At 48.0% G+C, this 17398-nt stretch carries 16 protein-coding genes; 3 read left to right on the top strand and 13 right to left on the bottom strand.

Going from position 1 to position 17398, the window contains the following annotated elements; genetic code table 11:
• Positions 1 to 2 precede the first annotated feature (2 nt).
• The 3 genes from ABXJ76_RS05155 to ABXJ76_RS05145 all read right to left on the bottom strand — a co-directional run bounded on the left by ABXJ76_RS05155 (position 3) and on the right by ABXJ76_RS05145 (position 3370).
• A complete protein-coding gene (locus ABXJ76_RS05155; protein WP_432744774.1) occupies positions 3 to 1490 on the bottom strand; it encodes an efflux RND transporter periplasmic adaptor subunit in 1488 nt (495 codons plus the stop codon).
• Positions 1487 to 2824, bottom strand: coding sequence for a TolC family protein (locus tag ABXJ76_RS05150; RefSeq protein WP_432744771.1), 1338 nt, complete (start codon positions 2822 to 2824; stop codon positions 1487 to 1489). The genes ABXJ76_RS05155 and ABXJ76_RS05150 overlap by 4 nt, the downstream gene beginning before the upstream one ends.
• Before the next feature lie 96 nt (positions 2825 to 2920).
• Positions 2921 to 3370 carry a hypothetical protein gene (locus ABXJ76_RS05145; protein WP_432744769.1) on the bottom strand — a complete coding sequence of 150 codons (450 nt, stop codon included), beginning with the start codon at positions 3368 to 3370 and terminating at the stop codon, positions 2921 to 2923.
• Positions 3371 to 4186: 816 nt separating this feature from the next.
• Here ABXJ76_RS05145 and ABXJ76_RS05140 point away from each other — a divergent pair.
• Positions 4187 to 4768 carry a DUF2490 domain-containing protein gene (locus ABXJ76_RS05140; protein ID WP_432744766.1) on the top strand — a complete coding sequence of 194 codons (582 nt, stop codon included), beginning with the start codon at positions 4187 to 4189 and terminating at the stop codon, positions 4766 to 4768.
• Positions 4769 to 4865: 97 nt separating this feature from the next.
• Here ABXJ76_RS05140 and ABXJ76_RS05135 read toward each other — a convergent pair whose 3' ends face one another.
• From ABXJ76_RS05135 to ABXJ76_RS05100, 8 genes are all read right to left on the bottom strand, one after another.
• Entirely contained in the window at positions 4866 to 5003 is a 138-nt protein-coding gene (locus tag ABXJ76_RS05135) for a hypothetical protein (protein ID WP_432744763.1), read from the bottom strand.
• A 33-nt stretch (positions 5004 to 5036) separates the two neighbouring features.
• The gene (locus tag ABXJ76_RS05130; protein ID WP_432744760.1) at positions 5037 to 5489 is read right to left on the bottom strand and encodes a DUF1003 domain-containing protein; all 453 of its coding nucleotides are present in this window, start codon (positions 5487 to 5489) and stop codon (positions 5037 to 5039) included.
• A gap of 53 nt (positions 5490 to 5542) precedes the next feature.
• Positions 5543 to 6079, bottom strand: coding sequence for a hypothetical protein (locus ABXJ76_RS05125; RefSeq protein WP_432744758.1), 537 nt, complete (start codon positions 6077 to 6079; stop codon positions 5543 to 5545).
• Positions 6080 to 6094: 15 nt separating this feature from the next.
• Positions 6095 to 7786: a SulP family inorganic anion transporter gene (locus tag ABXJ76_RS05120; RefSeq protein ID WP_432744755.1), complete on the bottom strand. Its 1692-nt coding sequence runs from the start codon at positions 7784 to 7786 to the stop codon at positions 6095 to 6097.
• Complete coding sequence (locus tag ABXJ76_RS05115; RefSeq protein WP_432744753.1) at positions 7783 to 8160, bottom strand: hypothetical protein; 378 nt, start codon at positions 8158 to 8160, stop codon at positions 7783 to 7785. The genes ABXJ76_RS05120 and ABXJ76_RS05115 overlap by 4 nt, the downstream gene beginning before the upstream one ends.
• 375 nt (positions 8161 to 8535) lie before the next feature.
• Positions 8536 to 9093 (bottom strand): glycine zipper family protein, encoded by a 558-nt coding sequence (locus tag ABXJ76_RS05110; protein WP_432744750.1) that lies wholly within the window; start codon positions 9091 to 9093, stop codon positions 8536 to 8538.
• A gap of 11 nt (positions 9094 to 9104) precedes the next feature.
• Positions 9105 to 9542 (bottom strand): hypothetical protein, encoded by a 438-nt coding sequence (locus ABXJ76_RS05105; protein WP_432744748.1) that lies wholly within the window; start codon positions 9540 to 9542, stop codon positions 9105 to 9107.
• 235 nt (positions 9543 to 9777) lie between these two features.
• Positions 9778 to 11082 (bottom strand): DUF3422 family protein, encoded by a 1305-nt coding sequence (locus tag ABXJ76_RS05100; protein WP_432744746.1) that lies wholly within the window; start codon positions 11080 to 11082, stop codon positions 9778 to 9780.
• Positions 11083 to 11593: 511 nt separating this feature from the next.
• Here ABXJ76_RS05100 and ABXJ76_RS05095 point away from each other — a divergent pair.
• Together ABXJ76_RS05095 and ABXJ76_RS05090 are read left to right on the top strand one after the other, a co-directional pair.
• A complete protein-coding gene (locus ABXJ76_RS05095) occupies positions 11594 to 12706 on the top strand; it encodes a TIGR00266 family protein (RefSeq protein WP_432744743.1) in 1113 nt (370 codons plus the stop codon).
• 278 nt (positions 12707 to 12984) lie between these two features.
• Positions 12985 to 13668 carry a J domain-containing protein gene (locus tag ABXJ76_RS05090; protein WP_432744740.1) on the top strand — a complete coding sequence of 228 codons (684 nt, stop codon included), beginning with the start codon at positions 12985 to 12987 and terminating at the stop codon, positions 13666 to 13668.
• Between the two features lie 677 nt (positions 13669 to 14345).
• Here the strand turns inward: ABXJ76_RS05090 and ABXJ76_RS05085 are convergent.
• Positions 14346 to 15872, bottom strand: a complete 1527-nt coding sequence (locus tag ABXJ76_RS05085) for a sigma-54-dependent transcriptional regulator (protein WP_432744737.1) — start codon at positions 15870 to 15872, stop codon at positions 14346 to 14348.
• Positions 15869 to 17320 carry a sensor histidine kinase gene (locus ABXJ76_RS05080; RefSeq protein ID WP_432744734.1) on the bottom strand — a complete coding sequence of 484 codons (1452 nt, stop codon included), beginning with the start codon at positions 17318 to 17320 and terminating at the stop codon, positions 15869 to 15871. Before ABXJ76_RS05080 ends, ABXJ76_RS05085 begins: the two co-directional genes overlap by 4 nt.
• Positions 17321 to 17398 lie beyond the last annotated feature (78 nt).

Raw genomic sequence — 17398 nt, 5'->3', positions numbered from 1 at the left:
TCCTAATGATCGTGAGTCGCGTTGGCCTTACCCAATTCCGCTTTCAACACGAAACTATTGGCTGCTGCATAATGTTCTCCTGGAGCAAGTCCTTGTAGAACCTCTGCCCGATTGGCATCCCGCCGCCCCAGTTGCAATGGACGCACTTCAAATTGATCACCAACCTGAACAAACACCGCATCGAAATCACGCCAGTTCTGTAGCCCTTCGAGAGCGACCGTTACCGGCACGGTGACTACCGCTTCGACCACCTCGATGCTGACGAACAAGCCGGGCCGCCAGCGTTGCTCAGGATTATCGATATGAACGTGGGCAGGTGCCGAACGCGTTTTCTCGCCAACCAAGGCGCCCAGATATTCAATGGTTGCCTCGGTTTCCAGGCCCAACTCAGGCGCTTTAACGCGTACCTGTTGTCCGGCTTTAACTTGGTTCAAATCTTTGGCAGGCACACTGAAATCGCCCCAAACCTGGGTCAAATCGGCAATGACCATCACTTTCGTATCGGCCTGAACGGATTCTCCGACGACCAGATGTTTTTCAACCACGGTTCCCTTTAGCGGCGAACGCAGTTCGTAGCGAGCCAGACTGATACCGTGTGCGCCTTTATCCGCTTGCATACCCAAAACTTCCAACTGGTCGTTAGCCGTGGTGACGGCAATCTCGGCTTCAGCCAGTTGTGTGCGGGCGTTCAAATAATCCTGCTCGGCGGAAATCTTTTCACGCCACAAGCGCTCTTCCCGCTGGTGCAACGAACGAGCAAGTTCCAAGCGTTTACGCGCGGTTGCCAAGCGGCTTTTTAAATCCGCCAGTTCGCGGCTTTCCAGGACTGCGAGTACTTCTCCCTGTCCAACGGATTCCCCCAGTTTTTTACGGACGTCCACTACTACGCCGCTGACCCGAGGGACAACATGAGCCAGCCGGTTCTGATCAAACTCAATGGTGCCAGGCAATTTCAACACGCTTTCGATACGAGCTGGCCCCGCCATATCGATTGTGATACCGGCACTTTGCAGTGATGCGGCATTCAATTGAATCCGTCCTTCCACTTGCGAATAAGTGAATGGGAAAATCTTTCCATCAAAACCGGCATTGATGTTCACATCAAACGAATGCGGTTCTTCAATAACCGCATCTCCAAGTAGATAGTCGGCTTCCGGTTTAAACCGAATCTGCTCGATCCGTCCACCGAAACGATGCAGGGTAATGTCCAGTTGCACCTGTTCAGGCGAGACGGGTTTATCGTTCCGGTAGGCATAAACGCGAAACTGGGGCGGAACGCCCGTTTCGTAGATCGTGACCTCCAGCGCAAAGCCGTCCTTAGTCAACAGCCTGCCGCGATGCGGCCCACGCGGAAATGCTTCATTGTGTTCGGCGGACTCGGCATGTTCTTCATCGGTAACGGTAGATACCTTCAAGGTGAGAATCAGACCGGCCAGCACGATGCCGATAATTATTAAGCTACTTAAGATTATTAACGTTTTTTTGTTCATTTTGAGTCCTCGCTGATAGCGCCGCCCATGAGTCGTTCAATGTCGGCGATGCCTTGATGATAGGCGGTCAAGGCACGCAGATATTGGCCTTTGGCATTAAATAAGGTTCGTTGGGTATCCAGCACATCCAATAAGGCAAACTTTCCTAACTGGTAGCCTTTTTGCACGGCCTGATACGCGCTCTCGGCTCCTGGCAGAATAGTAGAGCGGTAGTTCTCGATTTCAGCATGGATTGCATCAAGGTTCAGATACGCCGCATTGAGTTCGGTGCCGATTTTGGCTTGGGTTGCCTCCTGTTCGTTCTCAGCTTTGCTGCGCCGCCGCTCGGCTTGCTGAATATTGCCCTGATTCCGGTCGAAAACCGGCAGCGGCATAGAAAATCCCGCGTTCATGACATAATCTTGGGCGTCCAAATAATTGCTGCCGCCGAGGGTCACGGTCAAATCGGGTACGGCCTTGGCTTTTTCCTGATCCAATAACGCTTGTCGCCTGGACAGTTCGGATGTCCAGCGGACAAGTTCAGGACTCTGCTTCAGCCGATCAGTCAGCGACTGCAATGAAGGCAGTGTTTGAATAGCTTCGAGGTCGCCCTGTACGTTTAAAAATTGCGGTGACGTACTGCCCCAGAACGCGGCAAGCTTTCTCCTGGACACTTCCAGTTCCCGTTCGGTGCGCATCATTTCGCTTTTTGCTGTTGCTAAAGCAACTTCAACGCGGGTCGCTTCGACCGGAGACACTTTTCCGGCCTTAACCTGGTTACTGACGGTTTGGACGACTTTTTCCGCAAGCTCCAGCGAATGCTTCACCAGTTCGGTATGGGCCTGGGCACCGAGCACATCGATAAAAGCTTGCGCCACGCCAGCCAATACCGTCACACGCTGGATTTCATAATCCCAGTCCGCAACTTCGCGACCGATCTGTGCGACCTGAATACGGGCGGCACGTTTACCGCCCAGTTCGATTAATTGACTCAACGCGAGTGTCACGACATCGCCATCAAATCCCCTAACGGCCCCGTTGCCAAAATTGGCCGCATTTGCATCAAACACCGGATTCGGCAATAGACCCGCTTGCAGTTCAGCCGCTTCTTGTGCGCGAATTTCCTCGGAAAAAGCCGCTAAATTCGGGTTCCGGGTCAACGTTAAAGCCAGTACTTGAGGCAAAATGAGAGATCCGGTCGGTTCGACGGACGGGTTTGAAGCACGTTCCGCCGGGTTCTGGTATTCCTGGTGGACACGCGGCATTTTCTGGTCTGTCGGATTAGCGCCGACCGGACCACTTGTAAGTATTACACTGAGCGCGATGCCGAGTGGCAGCGCATAATTTGAGCACATGGATAGTCTCTCCGTAGCATGAATAAACGAACGCAGCAGACAAGCAGGCTCTAAGCCTACATCATCGACTGTCGGGTTACGGCTATGAAGAGCGGGCTAAATCAGAAGAACAGTACTGCGTAGGCCAAGCAGGCGGGAATCGGTGAACAGTGGATCAGGGAAAAAAGGTCGCCGTGTAATGACCCTGGCGTAGGGGATAAGCAGAAAAACCAGGAAAATCAGGGGCAAAAACCCAAGATCAACGGATACTTTGGATAAAGCCGATAGAGGAACATGAGCGCCGTGATTATCGCCGACCACGGGAATATCGTTACAAGGTAAATCCCCGTTCGTGAAATAAACACCGGTCTCGGTCTTGGTCAGGGAGACTTTATCTGCATTGATTCTATGATCATGATCGGCACGCTCCACGGCCACATGACCATCCGCTCCGAAACACAATACATACGTCGAAACGTCGCTATGGCCCAAGTTGAAATGACAGAGAACCGCGAGCATCAGCACAAAAGAGAACCAAGTTTTGAAGTGGCGTGGCGTATTATTCATTATTTTAAATTAACACCATCTTGCCAAAAAACATACAATTTTTTGTGTAGAGAATGTAGATCATCTATTTAAGTAGCTTGTACTGAAAACTGTTTAATTTACGTGACTGTTGCTACTTGTGCATTTGATGATTTGAATGCCCTGAAAAGTGTTGACACATCAAAATACAGATTATGCGTTTAAGCGCGTGGGCAAAAAAGCGTCGTCCACCCTACCCGGCTATTTCACCTAAAGTATAGTTCATACCGAAGCGCTTAAATTGCACTGGCTAAATCCATGGAAATCATTGCAATTAGAGTGAGGGATGGTTCAAATAAACCAAAATTCCTGGTTGAAAACAACCGTATTGCTTGGTTGATTTCAACCTATTTACGCTCGAAATACTTCTAGCCAACCTCCTGTAATTTGAATCTTCTTATTGATTTTATTCAAGTTATTTTGTCTTTTGCATTGTGGCACATGAAATGCCTGTATCTTGGTAAATAGACCCCGCTGAACAAAGTCGTCTTCAAACGGTTCTTATACCAGAGCGACTTATTGAGCTTGATGCAATGGAGCAACAACCTCGTCACAAATAATCCAGTATCTACGGGAGGCGAAAAAACTGCCATGAATAAATGCAAGTTTTATCAATCGAATAAGCGATTAATGATACCTACTGAATACACGGTTCTTTGAAAAATGCGTAAATCACTTAAACATTTTCTAAGCCAATCAATCGTATTTTTTAATTTGGCAATTGGGTTTCACACTATTCAGGCAGGGGAATTGGTTGAGGATAGCGGTGGGTGGATGCAGACCGCGGGAGAAGGTAGCTTGAAGTTTGTTGACCCTGCACTGGCAAAAGGCCGGATCTGGCTGGAAGGACAAAGTCGATTCGATGGCAACTGGGATCATTGGTACCAAGGCATGGTGCGTACCGCTGTTGGTTATTCTTTGAGTGACCGTGCTACCGTCTGGGTAGGCTACACTTGGGTGCCTACGCAAAACATCGGTAAACCGCACATTTCGCAACAGGACGTTTGGCCGGCATTCCGTTATGTTTTGCCTACTGAAATTGGCACATTTACGTTTAGAGCCCTGTGGGAAACCAATTTTGGGCTTGGCTCACAAGTGAGGGAAAGACCGCGACAAATGATCAAGTTCATGCATCCGTTTGCTTTCGAGGATCGCTTGAGCTTTATCACTTGGGATGAGGCTTTTTACCGGGTAAATACCACCAATTGGGGTGGCAAATCCGGTTTTGATCAAAACCGAGCCTTCGCCGGCCTAGGCTGGACCTTTAATCCCCATGTCAGGACCGAATTGGGTTATTTAAATCAATACATTGATGATAAAAACCATATCAATGCCACCCTGCATCATTTGGGCATAGTCTCGGTTTTTGTCAATTTTTGAGCCATAACACGCTAGCGATGCTCTTCGGTAGCAAGTAGCTGTCATTCGCCGTGGCGAATGACAGACAAAATAGTTGGGTATCGTCAAAAGTCAGCCTTCAGATAGGGTGAGTTATCCGATAGATAAAGCGCTGGCTATCGATTAGCTTGTTGTTCACCATCAGCGCACTGCTTTTATTTTTATCGATTCGCGTAGAGCGCTCCACCGCCAATTTGGAGCGGTGGGCGGAAGGCATTCTTGATTTTCTAAGTTACCTGACAGCCCTTTTTCAATCGACAATCTTGGTCTCGTCAGAATGATGTTCTTGTTGCCGTGCCCCTTCAAAGGCGGTTACAGCAAGCATTTTTTCAATTCTGTTTAAGCGTTCGCTAATCTCTTGAATGGAGAGTTCAGCGCGCACATTAACACTGCGATCAATTGCAGTATCAAGACGATCTTGGGCGCTTTGCCGATTCTGCGACAGCATGATAATCGGTGCCTGAATAGCGGCAAGGATGGATAACATGAGATTGATTGAGAAATATATAGGGATAAGGATCGAACACCTCATGGAGCGGGCCGAGTATTTCAGTATTGACCATAGTCCAAAAACAAGGGCGGCAAAAAATATCAGGATAAATGTCCAAGAGCCGCCAAAAGCGGCAATAGCATCTGAAGCGCGCTCACCAAAAGTACTACGCTTAATTAAAATGTGTGTGTGCGTTAATCGTACGAAGTGCATCCGAGTTTATTGGGTATCGGTGCCGTAGATGGGGCTTTTTTTCGTCAACCGGTCTAAGGTCTAACCACGAAGCGATAGACAAGCAGCATCAAGACAGAAATACCAATAACAAATCCCAGAAAATGTTCCATATAGGCGACTAATACCAAGCAAATGGCCAGAAAGATACCCAGTAAACGGAACAGCCAGCCCATCGTTATGCCGGCAAGAAAAGTGCTGTGCGCCAACAATAACAGCAATATCAAACCGGTGGTTTGATTATCGAGACTGCCGATTTTTCTGAGAAAAAAAGTGAGGTAGAACGTGACCAACAAGCCTAACCAATGTTGAAATTGCTTTAAAAAAATTGTTTTGGCAGACACGCCTGAATCCAGCGAGGATTGCCATTCAAGATAAAGGCAGGCTCCGAAAAAAACCGGCACCATTGCCACCCAGTACCATTGGCTTAAACCTTCAAAAGCATCGGCAATACTGACCCCCAATACTGATAAAAACATCAGCCCCGCAAAAATATAACCATCAAATCGCACGGTTTTTTTGCCTTCGGCAAAGGTATTTTTTAGTCGTTCGAATCGGTTGTGTAGATTCATAGTGTTTTCCTAATGCTACCTTGTTAAATTAAGTGGATTATTTTCATTGATTAACATGCCTTCGTGTGAGTTTTTGCACACACTAACCACTGCGTCCTCTACGCTCCAAAAAAGCTTGTCCTTAAATTGCGCCTCGGCCAGTTTGAGTAATAATTGCCTGATCGGATCTTTGACACGCGCCAATAAAAGCACTTTATTTTGCCGTTTAAGTTCATTGGCAAGTTCAATCAAGCATTCAGCCGCCGTGCTATCCAGATTAGCACTTTGTTCAAGACTGATGATAAGAATATGCACATCCTTGCTGCGAGTAAAACGTCGCTGAACTTCAGCCAGAATACCTTCGACGCTGGCAAAAAATAACGGCTCTTCTGGTCGAAGAATTAACAAGTTTGCGTGCGTTATCGCCTTGGGGTGATTTTCTCTATCCACATAATCGCGTGAATGTCCAAGCTCAGCCAATTCTCTAACCACCGGCTGACTGAAGGTACGTATTGCTGCGGCTAATGACAATCCAACCGCAATCAACATGCCATGTAGCACCCCAAAAGCTAATACGGCTAAGATCGCGGCCAATGCCAGATATTGATCACGATTTATTCGCCAGAGATAAAGTAGTGCTTTAGGGTTTAAGGCATGGCTCAAGGCATTGATAACTGCCGCTGCCACAATGGGTTCTGGAATAAGCGCTATCCATGCTTTGCCAAAAGCCGCCATTAACAGCAAAAATAGTGCAGCAATGACACCGGCAAATTTACTTTTTGCTCCCGCGCCCTCATTCGCAGAACTCACTGAAAATCCTGCTCCGACCGGCATACCCTGGAGTAAACCTGAAACTAGATTGGCGGTTCCCAGCGCCAACAGCTCGCGATTGGGCTCGACGTCATTGCCGTGAATCAGCGCAAGACTTCGAATGCTACCCCAAGATTCAGCAACAATGATAACCAGTAAACCACAAGCCAGCTCCGCTAATCGAAGCCATTTTTCCAAAGGCAATAGGGGTAAACTAAAACCTGGCGGCCTGATCAACACCGGCCCGATGGTAGCCACATGCAGCTCGGCAAGATTCAGCAAGTGACTTAACCAGATACCCAATGCCAATACCACAAAAGCGCCGGGTACAGCGGGCCAACGCTTTTTTAGTCCCCATAACAAAATCAATGCGCCAAAACCAATGACTGCACTCCAGAAAGCCCACTCATGGACCTGGTGAATTAGCTCAACAACGATGCTAAAAGGATCGGCAGCACTGACTTTGCTGCCCAACATGATGGGCAATTGTTTAATGATGATGGTGACTGCCAAAGCAAACGAAAAACCATGCAGGACAGGGCGCGAAACGAATGCAGACAGCCGCCCAAGTCCGGCTTTGGCAAATAGGATTAAGCCGGCACCCGTTAATATGACTAACGCAAAGCCTAAGCCTTCGGCGGTATTGCCATCAACGGGATGCAATGATAAGACGACTGCAGCAAGCAGTGCGGCAGCGGATGAAGTGGGCGCAACAATAGCAAAATGACTTTTCCCTAACCAGGCATAACAGATTAAACCCACTAAGGCGGCAGTGATAGCGTGTTGAATCGGAAGATGCGCAATGGCTGCATAAGCCACTGCCTCTGGCAACAAAATAAAGGCAACCGATAACCCTGCAACGGCATCGGCGAGCGGCAAGCGCAGGCATGCCCCCGATAACCGAGTTTTAATGCTCAAATAATTTTGCATTGAATAAAGGCATCTTCGTTAAACGCGTAAATGGCGCACAGGCGATGGTAGCCATCCGCGATGATTACCTTGCTGTTTTGTTCGTCCCTGACCAAGAGTAGCGGCGAAAGACTCTTCCCCTTCAGGATCTTGTCCCGGTCTTTATCGACGTGTGAGTTGCTCACGCCCAATAAAGACAGCTGAGACGCTCTAAAAATGTCCTTAGCTTTGAAGCGCACAATCGCAGTGCGTCTAAATCTAGCCATCATTTCGGCAACCCTTGCTTCGCTGAAGAGGATCGTGAGATAGGATTCAGCCGCCGGGTAATCATGCTCCTCAACATCAGACAGCCAGTTGATTTCTTTCAATTTATCTTTAGCCATATAGTTGCCTCTGTCGGTAAAGCCGGTTTTTTAATTATCAGCACTTTATTTTTCCATTGCGACCTCATTAGTGTAATGGGCTTCGCAGTGTCCTCGCACTGGTTAAGCAATCGCGCCTACACAAAACGCAAGATAGAGCTGTGATCGTACATCATGCGCGATACATAGTTTTTTCGCATAGGGTGAGATAACACTTATCGGCACGCGCACACCAAGACATCGAATTTTTCTGGTACATCCTTGGCGTCGGGAATCGGCTTTATTTTGGCGGTGGCTTTGTTGTTTGGCAGTCTATTGGCTAAATGAATGTTGCCCCCCAAGGGGATAATATTTTTAGTGAACCTGAGGAGCGGGTAAGTTTTGTTCATCGTGCTGTTATTGTGGTGGAGCCGGTGGCAGACCGGGCGGTGGCGGTGGAATATACGTGGGCGGTGTCGACTCAGGAGAAGGCTGAATATACGAGGCTGGCGGCACAACTTGAGGCTGAGATATTGCGCCAGAGAACTGTCCCGACACGGGGACCTGGTGGCCTTTGGCATACATGCACTGAATATAAGCTATATCGTAATGCTGTTGCACCCCGTACATGGAGCTGCTGGCAGCGCCGGTGCCAACCAGACTGCCGCCGACCAAACCGCTACCGGCTCCGATGGCGGCACCGCGTCCGCCCCCGATGGCTGCGCCGGCTGCCGCACCAAGTGCTGTGCCGACTGCGGCGCTAGTGACGCCGCTATTCACTGCCGCTTGATTCGCTGTAGTGCCGCCGACTTGGAACGAAGCGTATTGCTGACAGATAGCATCGTCATTACGAAACTGATCAAAAGAAAGACCGGTACCGGGCAGCACCATGACGCTGGGACCGCTGGGTAAGCTGACACAACCGGATGCTGCTAGTATAACGGTGCTCGAAAGCATTAGGGTAAAACGTGACATATTCGTACTCCTTAGCGAGGTGCAGCGGGGGTCGGTGCAACTTGTAGCCACCCGACTGGACATTGCTTGATATAAGGGTAATAACCTTCGGGGTTATTGCAGTAATACCAGTAACCGGGTGCGTATTGTTGAGTAACAGGTGGAGCTTGCTGGATGTAAACCGGCGGTGTTACTGGTACGGCGATCACGGCGGGCGGATAAGCATAATAAGGGGAATAGTACGATCTATCATAATAGGGGAAAGGGTAAGTCCTACCATAATAGCCTAAGCCATAACCTAGGCCCAATCCCAAACCGATGCCGCTATAGTAGCCTCCATATCTCCAGCCACCACCATAATGCCTCCCACCATAGTGACCGCCACCATACCCTCCTCTCGCCCATACGGAGTTGCTGGTCATTGCTCCTATCAGGACGATAACCAAACCTGCCACTTTGATCTGTTTCATAGTCGTTTCCCTCCCACACCTAGCGGGATTCTTCAATTTTAATTTAACAAAATACCGTCAAAAGGACAGTTTGAGCCAGTTTAATCCGTTAAGCAAACCAAATCATTTGCTAAATAAGGGCATACTGAAAACGTTACAAGATGAGATTGGCTGGGCGCAAGCATCCGTCCGTAAAACACAGGAATTCCCGGTCGCCTGCATTTTTCATCAACAATACCGCCATTGTCCGATCTCGTTATTCGGTGGTATTGGCAATAATTTTATGAATGCGTTTACTACTGATAGCGATAATAATCAAAATAAACGGAATAGAAATGCCTTCAATGACGTCCGGATTGACTTTCCAGCCCATGATATGCAGCATTTCAGCTAATTTACCGATAAGACTGGCTGCATAATAAGTAATAGCGACCATCGAGATGCTTTCAACCATTTGTTGCATCCGCAGTTGCATTTTTGCCCGTAAGGCCATTGATGTGAGCAAACCCTGGTTTTGTTTCTCAATAATAATGTCGACACGGGTACGCAGTAATTGACTGGCGTTACTGACGCGTTCGGAAAGCAGGGTAAAGCGGTGAGAAATGGATTCGCAGGTATTAATCGCCGGTTCCAGTCGCCGCTTGATAAATTCACCCAAGGTCTGAATGCCTTGAATCCGGACTTCGCGCAAATCGTTTACCCGTTGCTCCACCAGTTGATAATAGGCGCTGGCGGCCGCAAAGCGAAAGTGATTGCTGGAGATGTAATTTTCAACTTCAGCGGCCAGTGTGGTTAACTCATCCAGTAACTCGCCATCATTATTGTCAGGCAGCGTCATTGAGTTGGTGATGGTATACAGTTGCCGATCGGACTTTTTCAAGGCCGGATACAATTTGCGTGCAATCGGAAAAGCCAGCAACGCCATAACCCGATACACTTCAATTTCAAACAGCCGCTGCAATAAACGCCCTGCCTGCTCCGCCCTTAAGTCGTTGTTAATAATTAAAAAACGGCTAAAACCATCAACATGAATGCGAAAATCGGTAAATACCGAGGCCGCACCGCCGGTGACTTTAGAGCCGATGACCGGATTGTCTGCAAAGTAAGTCGAGAGAGACGCTAAATCAGTATTTTCATCATAATGAATATCGGCAGCGGAGACTATGGTTGCATGAGCGGCAACAATGACTTGCCCGGTTAATTGCGACATCCAATCTACCGGAACTTTTTTTAGGGCAACATCCGCAAAAGGATTTTCAGGCGAATCATGCACATAAAAGCTGTAAGTACTAAACTCGCCGTGTTGTTCCCAGCGTATTTGAAAGGAATTAAAAGTGGCGCTAAAGTGATCGACTTCTTTTTCAGGCGGGGCCACGCCAAATCGTTCACAAAGCGTTATCAAATGCTTGCGTTCTTGCATTTTTTCGTCATTAGACAGCAATAGCGCAAGATGACTGGCTCTAACCGGCAAATTGAGATTAAACGGTGCCCGGGCATGGACCTCGTTGTGAAGTACAAAGCGTTGTGGATGATTTTCAGGAATGGGAAATAAAGTTGCCACGGTTTTTTTAGAATAAAATGATGAATGGAGTCAATTTTACCTAAAAAATGCAGTTGAGCTTGGCTATTATTGCCCATCCATTAAAATTGTAAATTCAGCACAAAGCCCAAGGAGCCTGATTTCATATTTCTGAGGAACAAGACATGAAGCGGGATTTTATGTCTTCAAGGTGTAAACCAGCGCTGATTTTACCCGCGTTATATTCACGTAAAGTTTTAATAAACAAGGCGGTAAAAATTTACGCGGTCAGTTTTGGCGCTGTTTGGCGGTGAATTTTCGACACTGATTGATCTGATGAACAGCATCAAACCGTACCGATTGATCAGCGGGTAAAACCCGAGAAGATTTATTTGGAGACTTTGATCAGGAAAAAACCGTAATCGGTAACGTTCATTGTTGCTGTCGGTCACCAAAAAATCAGCAACGGTCCTATGATCAGCCATATCAAAAATCAGAGTGGTTTATACTGCACAGACTATTTCTACATCCCCTAACGATCAAGGCTAACACTATGAACGAATGGTTTTTTTCTTTTGAAAATGCAACCAGCGGCCCCTATACGCCCGACTATGCAAAAACTTTTGCCCGCGAACACCAGGGCGCTTATTGTTGGTGCCAGCATTTTCCTGACTGGATTCCCATTTATGAGGCGACTGAAATCAGGCCGATGAAGAAAGATGGCGTCACGCCTTTTCCGCCGCCGCCCGCTTATATGATGTCACCCAAACCAACCGTATTGCCGGCCGCGCAGTCGGTTAATCCGGTTACTCCGGTTACTATGCAATCTTCCGTTATCGATGCCCAGTCTTCCAGTGGTTTTGGCCAACAAACCGTCACTGCGGGTATCGATTATAAAATCTACGGTCATGAAATGCAGTTTGTGGAAATCGAACTGGATCCACAAGAGAGCGTAGTCGCAGAAGCGGGGGCGATGATGTACAAAAGCGCGGATGTGAAAATGGAAACTGTTTTCGGTGACGGCTCAACGGCTCAACAAGCCGGCATTATGGGGCTATTGCTGGGAGCCGGTAAGCGCCTGCTGACTAACGAAAGCCTGTTTATTACCGTATTTACGCAAAGCGCTCAACGCAAAGGTAAAGTGGCGTTCGCCGCACCTTTTCCGGGAACCATTCTGGCGTTAAATTTGAAAGACTACGACCGGAAACTGATTTGTCAAAAAGACAGTTTTTTGGCGGCAGCCAAAGGCGTACAGATTGGAATTCACTTTCAACGCCGTATTTTAACCGGCCTGTTTGGCGGTGAAGGTTATATCATGCAAAAACTGGAAGGCGATGGCTGGGTATTTGTTCATGCCGGCGGCTGTCTGCAAAAAATAGAACTTGCCGTCGGTGAAACGCTGCATGTCGATACGGGATGCTTGGCAGCGATGACCGGTAGCGTCGATTTTGACATTCAACAGGCAGGTGGCATTAAAACCATGTTATTTGGCGGCGAGGGCTTATTTTTTGCCCGATTAACCGGCCCAGGTACCGTTTGGTTGCAAAGTCTGCCGTTCTCACGTTTGGCGGGAAGAATGCTTGCAGCTGCGCCACAAGGCGGCGGCAAGCATCAAGGCGAAGGTTCAATTCTGGGTGGCTTGGGTAATTTACTCGATGGTGATTGATGCGGGTTACCTGAACTGCGCGCCCCCCTTTTGCTTTCAGATTTTCAGCGGTTTCTTTGCCCGTTTTAATGACGTTGTTTCGTATGCGGACAGCCGTCAATGGTTGCTAGTGATTTAAGCCTACAGAATATTACGGCGAGGTTTAATCCGTTATTAACAAAACTTACCCCTGTCATACTCGTACATCAGCGGTATGTATGCGTTTTTTGCGGTTAATGCGGCAACAGAAAACGGTTATAATTCTAACGACTTTCACTTACAGAAAAATATTACGTTTTATGGCTAAGACTCGAACCCATTACGATAACCTAAAGGTTACAAAAGACGCGCCTGCCAGTGTCATCAGAGCGGCCTATAAAGCCCTTTGTCAAACTTTTCACCCCGATAAATTCCAGGGTAACAATGAAGAAGCCGAAAGAGTCATGAAGCTTGTCAATGCTTCCTATGCCGTATTAATAGATCCGGCTAAGCGCGCATTACATAACACCTGGATTCGAGAGCAAGAAGCTAAAGCCAAGCAACGGAGTGAAAAGTCACAGTTCGGCGACACCGGCAAAGCGCCTGAACATCAGCACGATCAAAAACAAAATACACAACAGGAATACACTCAGCCACCCCCATCAAGCACGAATAGCGAAAAAGATATATTTCAACGTGCACATGATTTGCACGACCAAGGCCGGTATGCAGAGGCTTTGCCGCTTTATCAATACTTGGCAGAACAAGGCGATGCAAAAGCTCAGTTCAAATTAGGCGTTATGTACGACCTGGGTCAATGCGCCACCCAGAATTATGCCCAAGCGCTCTCTTGGTATCTCAAAGCAGCAGAGCAAGGCAATTCGAATGCGCAATACAGTTGCGCCATTAAATACCAATCTGGTCAAGGTGTACTCCAGAACCAGACCAAAGCTGCTTATTGGTATCGCAAAGCAGCAGAACAAGGCAATGAAAAAGCATCATAGTAGCGGTTAAAAAAACTGAGCCTATCACCGCATTTAAGCGCGATTGCCTTGCGTCACCCTATCGTGATTGACACTCACGCGACCAGGGTTATAGTGACTGAATCAAGATTGTAGTCCGCCAGACCCGAAGCAACCGAGGATCGAAAATAAAATTAAAATCTTCCTTGCCCCTACATATTGGTCAACCGAACAGGCTAATTGTCGCTGAACAATTAGCCGTAAGCCGACAATGGCACTCATCCAATTTCTTACGCTGTATTTAGTTGCCTAGTTTTCTAAGTACTTCAATGCTATTGGGTTACTTAGGCGATGTCATAATACCGTCATGTATATGCGTTACTGTTAGCCTTTAGATAAAAGTCATATATATGAGGTGAATAATGCTGAGGCAACTAACAGGTGATGCTTGGATTTTGTATTTAAAAATCTTAAAACTCAAACAGTACACCGCCGACTTTCTAAGCAATGACATTGATAAACGGTTTACATTAGCAGAACGAGCCTATTGTAGATACGAACGGCGAAGGGATGCTTGGGTCCGTTCTGGCTTCGCTTGAATACATCCGTGTTGCTTATTCTGGTTAATTTGAATACCTAAAACCTAACGCATCGGTGGACACTCATTTTTTACCCTATGTGTTCAACTGAGCCAAGGAATTCATTTTTTCGCACCAAAATCAATCAGCAATTTTCAAATGATATTTCCGCACCCGATAGCGTAGTGTTTCCCGGGTGGCTCCAAGGTCTCTGGCTGCGGCAGTCAGATTATTATCCGCTCGCTCCAGGGCGGTCTTGATAATAAAGCAATCCATATCATCCAGCGCCATGCTGCCATCTAAGGGTAACCAAATGCCTTGCTCGGTTTGCGCTGCCTCAGGGGAAAGTTGTCCAGGCAATTGCAGCCATTGTCCGGGAAAGGTCGAGCCCTCGGAAAATAATACGCAACGCTCAATGACGTTACGTAACTCCCTGACATTACCCGGCCAGTAATGCGCTTTTAGCTTGTTCCAAACGGCATCGGGTATCTCTTTAACCTGCCGTCCGGCTTTAGCGTTGTATTCGGCAACAAATAACGGCACCAGCTCATCGAGGTCTTCCACCGCTTCGCGTAACGGCGGCAAGATCAGTTTGAACACACTTAAACGATGATATAAATCGGCGCGAAAACTGCCGTCCCGGGACATTTTTTCCAGATCACGATTACTCGCCGCAACAATCTGTACATCAACCTGAATTTCTTTTTCCCCACCTAAGCGCCGGACTTTGTGATCTTCAATGACCTTGAGCAGTTTGGCCTGCAAATCCAGCGGCATTTCGCCGATTTCGTCCATGAACAGGGTGCCGCCATCAGCCTGTTCGAGCAAGCCGCGATGCCGCCCTGCGGCGCCGGTAAATGCGCCGGGTTCATGACCGAATAATTCCGATTCCAGCAATTCCCGTGGCAGAGCCGCGCAGTTCACTTCAATCATCGGCTGTTGGGCGCGCGAACTGCCATAATGCAAAATGCGTGCGGCCAAACCTTTTCCGGTGCCGCTCTCTCCGCCGATAATCAGGGCGCTGAACGGCACTTGCGTCAGCTTGGCCAATAGCTGTCGCATGCCCTGCGCCTGTTGACTGTGGCCGACGTAAGCATCCGGCGAGTAACGCCGGTGTCCTTGCTTAGTTTGATCGACAACCCTTCGTTGGATGGACGCACTACGGGCAGCACTGGCGACGATCAGATCAAGGCGATCCAGATCGCAAGGCTTTTCCAGGAAATCATAAGCGCCCAGACGTAGTGCCCTGACAGAATCAGGCACATTGCCGTAGCCGGTTAAAAACAACCACTCGGCAATCGCTCCAGGCATTGCTCTCGGCAACTGCTCCTTGCGTTGCTCTACCTCCTGCATCCGTGCAGTCGTCGGCAACTGCTCCTTGAGTTGCCCTACCTCCCCCTTCCCTGGGGTCGTACCTTTTCCATCCTTGGAGTCGTCGGTATTGCCCGTCTCTTTTTTGATCTTTTCCATGAAATCCAACGCATTACCATCCGGCAAATTCATATCGGAAAGAATTAATAGCGGTTCTAGTTTCTTATTCAGCAATAATTCTCTAGCTTCGGCCAGATTGGTAGCCAGCGCCACTTCCCAACCGGACTGTCGATAATGGCGGGACAACTCGGAACCTAACAGTTTTTCATCTTCAATAATGAGCAGAGTTTTTATCATGATCTATCTCTGATTATGCATTCATTGGGCAACAATATGGATACGCATGCGCCATGAGTCGGTTGATTGCTTAGACGGATAGTACCACCCACATCTTTTACAAAGCGTTGCACCATTGCCAAGCCTAACCCGGTGCCGCGTTGACGACTGGTGCGAAAGGGTCGGATGCCATGCTCCAGCATATCCCGGGAAAAACCGATGCCGTCATCCTGTACGTCGATGCGTAATCCCTGCTTGCTGGTGCGTGCCTTAATATGGATAGTTCCGGGATTACCTTCAAGCGCATCGGCTGCATTCAGTATCAAATTCAACAAGGCTTGCCGTATCCCGCTCTCAGGCAAATGCACCGGCAAGGCGCAGGGAGCCTCTATTTCCAGGCGTATGTCTTCGGCAACCTGATAACGGGTCAACGCCACCAAATCCCGAATTAACGTCCTTACATCCAAAGTGGTGGCTTCTTCCGGCGAATGACGGCTCTGATCGAGCATGTCATTAAGCAGTCGTGCCATCCGTTTTAGTTCTGCATTAATCAAATCCAGCCTTTCCAGTTGGTCTTTGTCGTCAATTTCACGGCGTAAATTGCTAACCGCCATTTGAACTCCGGCTAGCGGATTTCGTATTTCGTGCGCTAATTCTGCGGCTACTTCTCCTATTGCCGCTAACCGGTCAGCTCTCGCCAAGCTGTATTGCTGTTCCAATAAGGCTTGCGTCGCTAGCCTGACCTCATGTTGCAGTGATTGTGCATGCAAGCGATTGCTATCTTCCAATTCCGCGAGATGGTTAACCATCTCGTTATAACTGTCAAACACAGGTAACAGCAGCGGATCGAGATGATCGGTGGTAATCGGGGTAAAATTTTCTTCGGTCAAATGCTGCAGCAACTCCCTCAAATCATTTAACGGATGCAGGATTCTGAAACGAAAAAATAATAGCGCTACAACCAATATTGCCAGAAAAATAGCTAGGGCTATATACAATTCGGTTTGGGTGCCCCGGCTAATGTCCTCCAATAATTCTTCGCGCTGCAAGGCTTCGTTATCCAGCGTTTCGCTCATCAATTTAAGCGTCGCTAACAGACGATTGTGCTGTTCTTGTTTTTGTAATGCGGGCAAATCAGCCAGCATAGTCCGGACCGTTTCCAGACTCGTTCTGGTCGCGGTTGATAAATAGCGATTGTCTGCCATCAACGCCTCCATCTCATCCAGCGTTTTGGTCAGTGCCTCTGAATGTGAATCCGACGCCGTTTCGGTCAAATATTCAATCAACGATTGCTGTAAGCCCACTGAAACATTTTGAATACGGTGCGAATAATTGACATAAGAAAAAACCGTTTCAAAATGATGCACATTCCGCCAGATCATGCCGCCGAGTATGGCAAGAGCCATCAACAATAAACCCAAGAAGGCCAGGCCACGCAGCTGGGCAGGACGGTAAAAGATTGGTTTCATTGAGCTCTCTTTGGAACGACTTAAAGTTTCTAATTATCGCATCATCTGTCAAGATACGTTCTATCCTATTGACCGGAT

Origin of the sequence: Methylobacter arcticus (assembly GCF_050917435.1) — a bacterium.
Taxonomy (GTDB): Bacteria; Pseudomonadota; Gammaproteobacteria; order Methylococcales; family Methylomonadaceae; genus Methylobacter_A; species Methylobacter_A titanis.
Note: the sequence above shows the minus strand (reverse complement) of the source record. Positions and strands in the feature narration are given on the sequence as shown.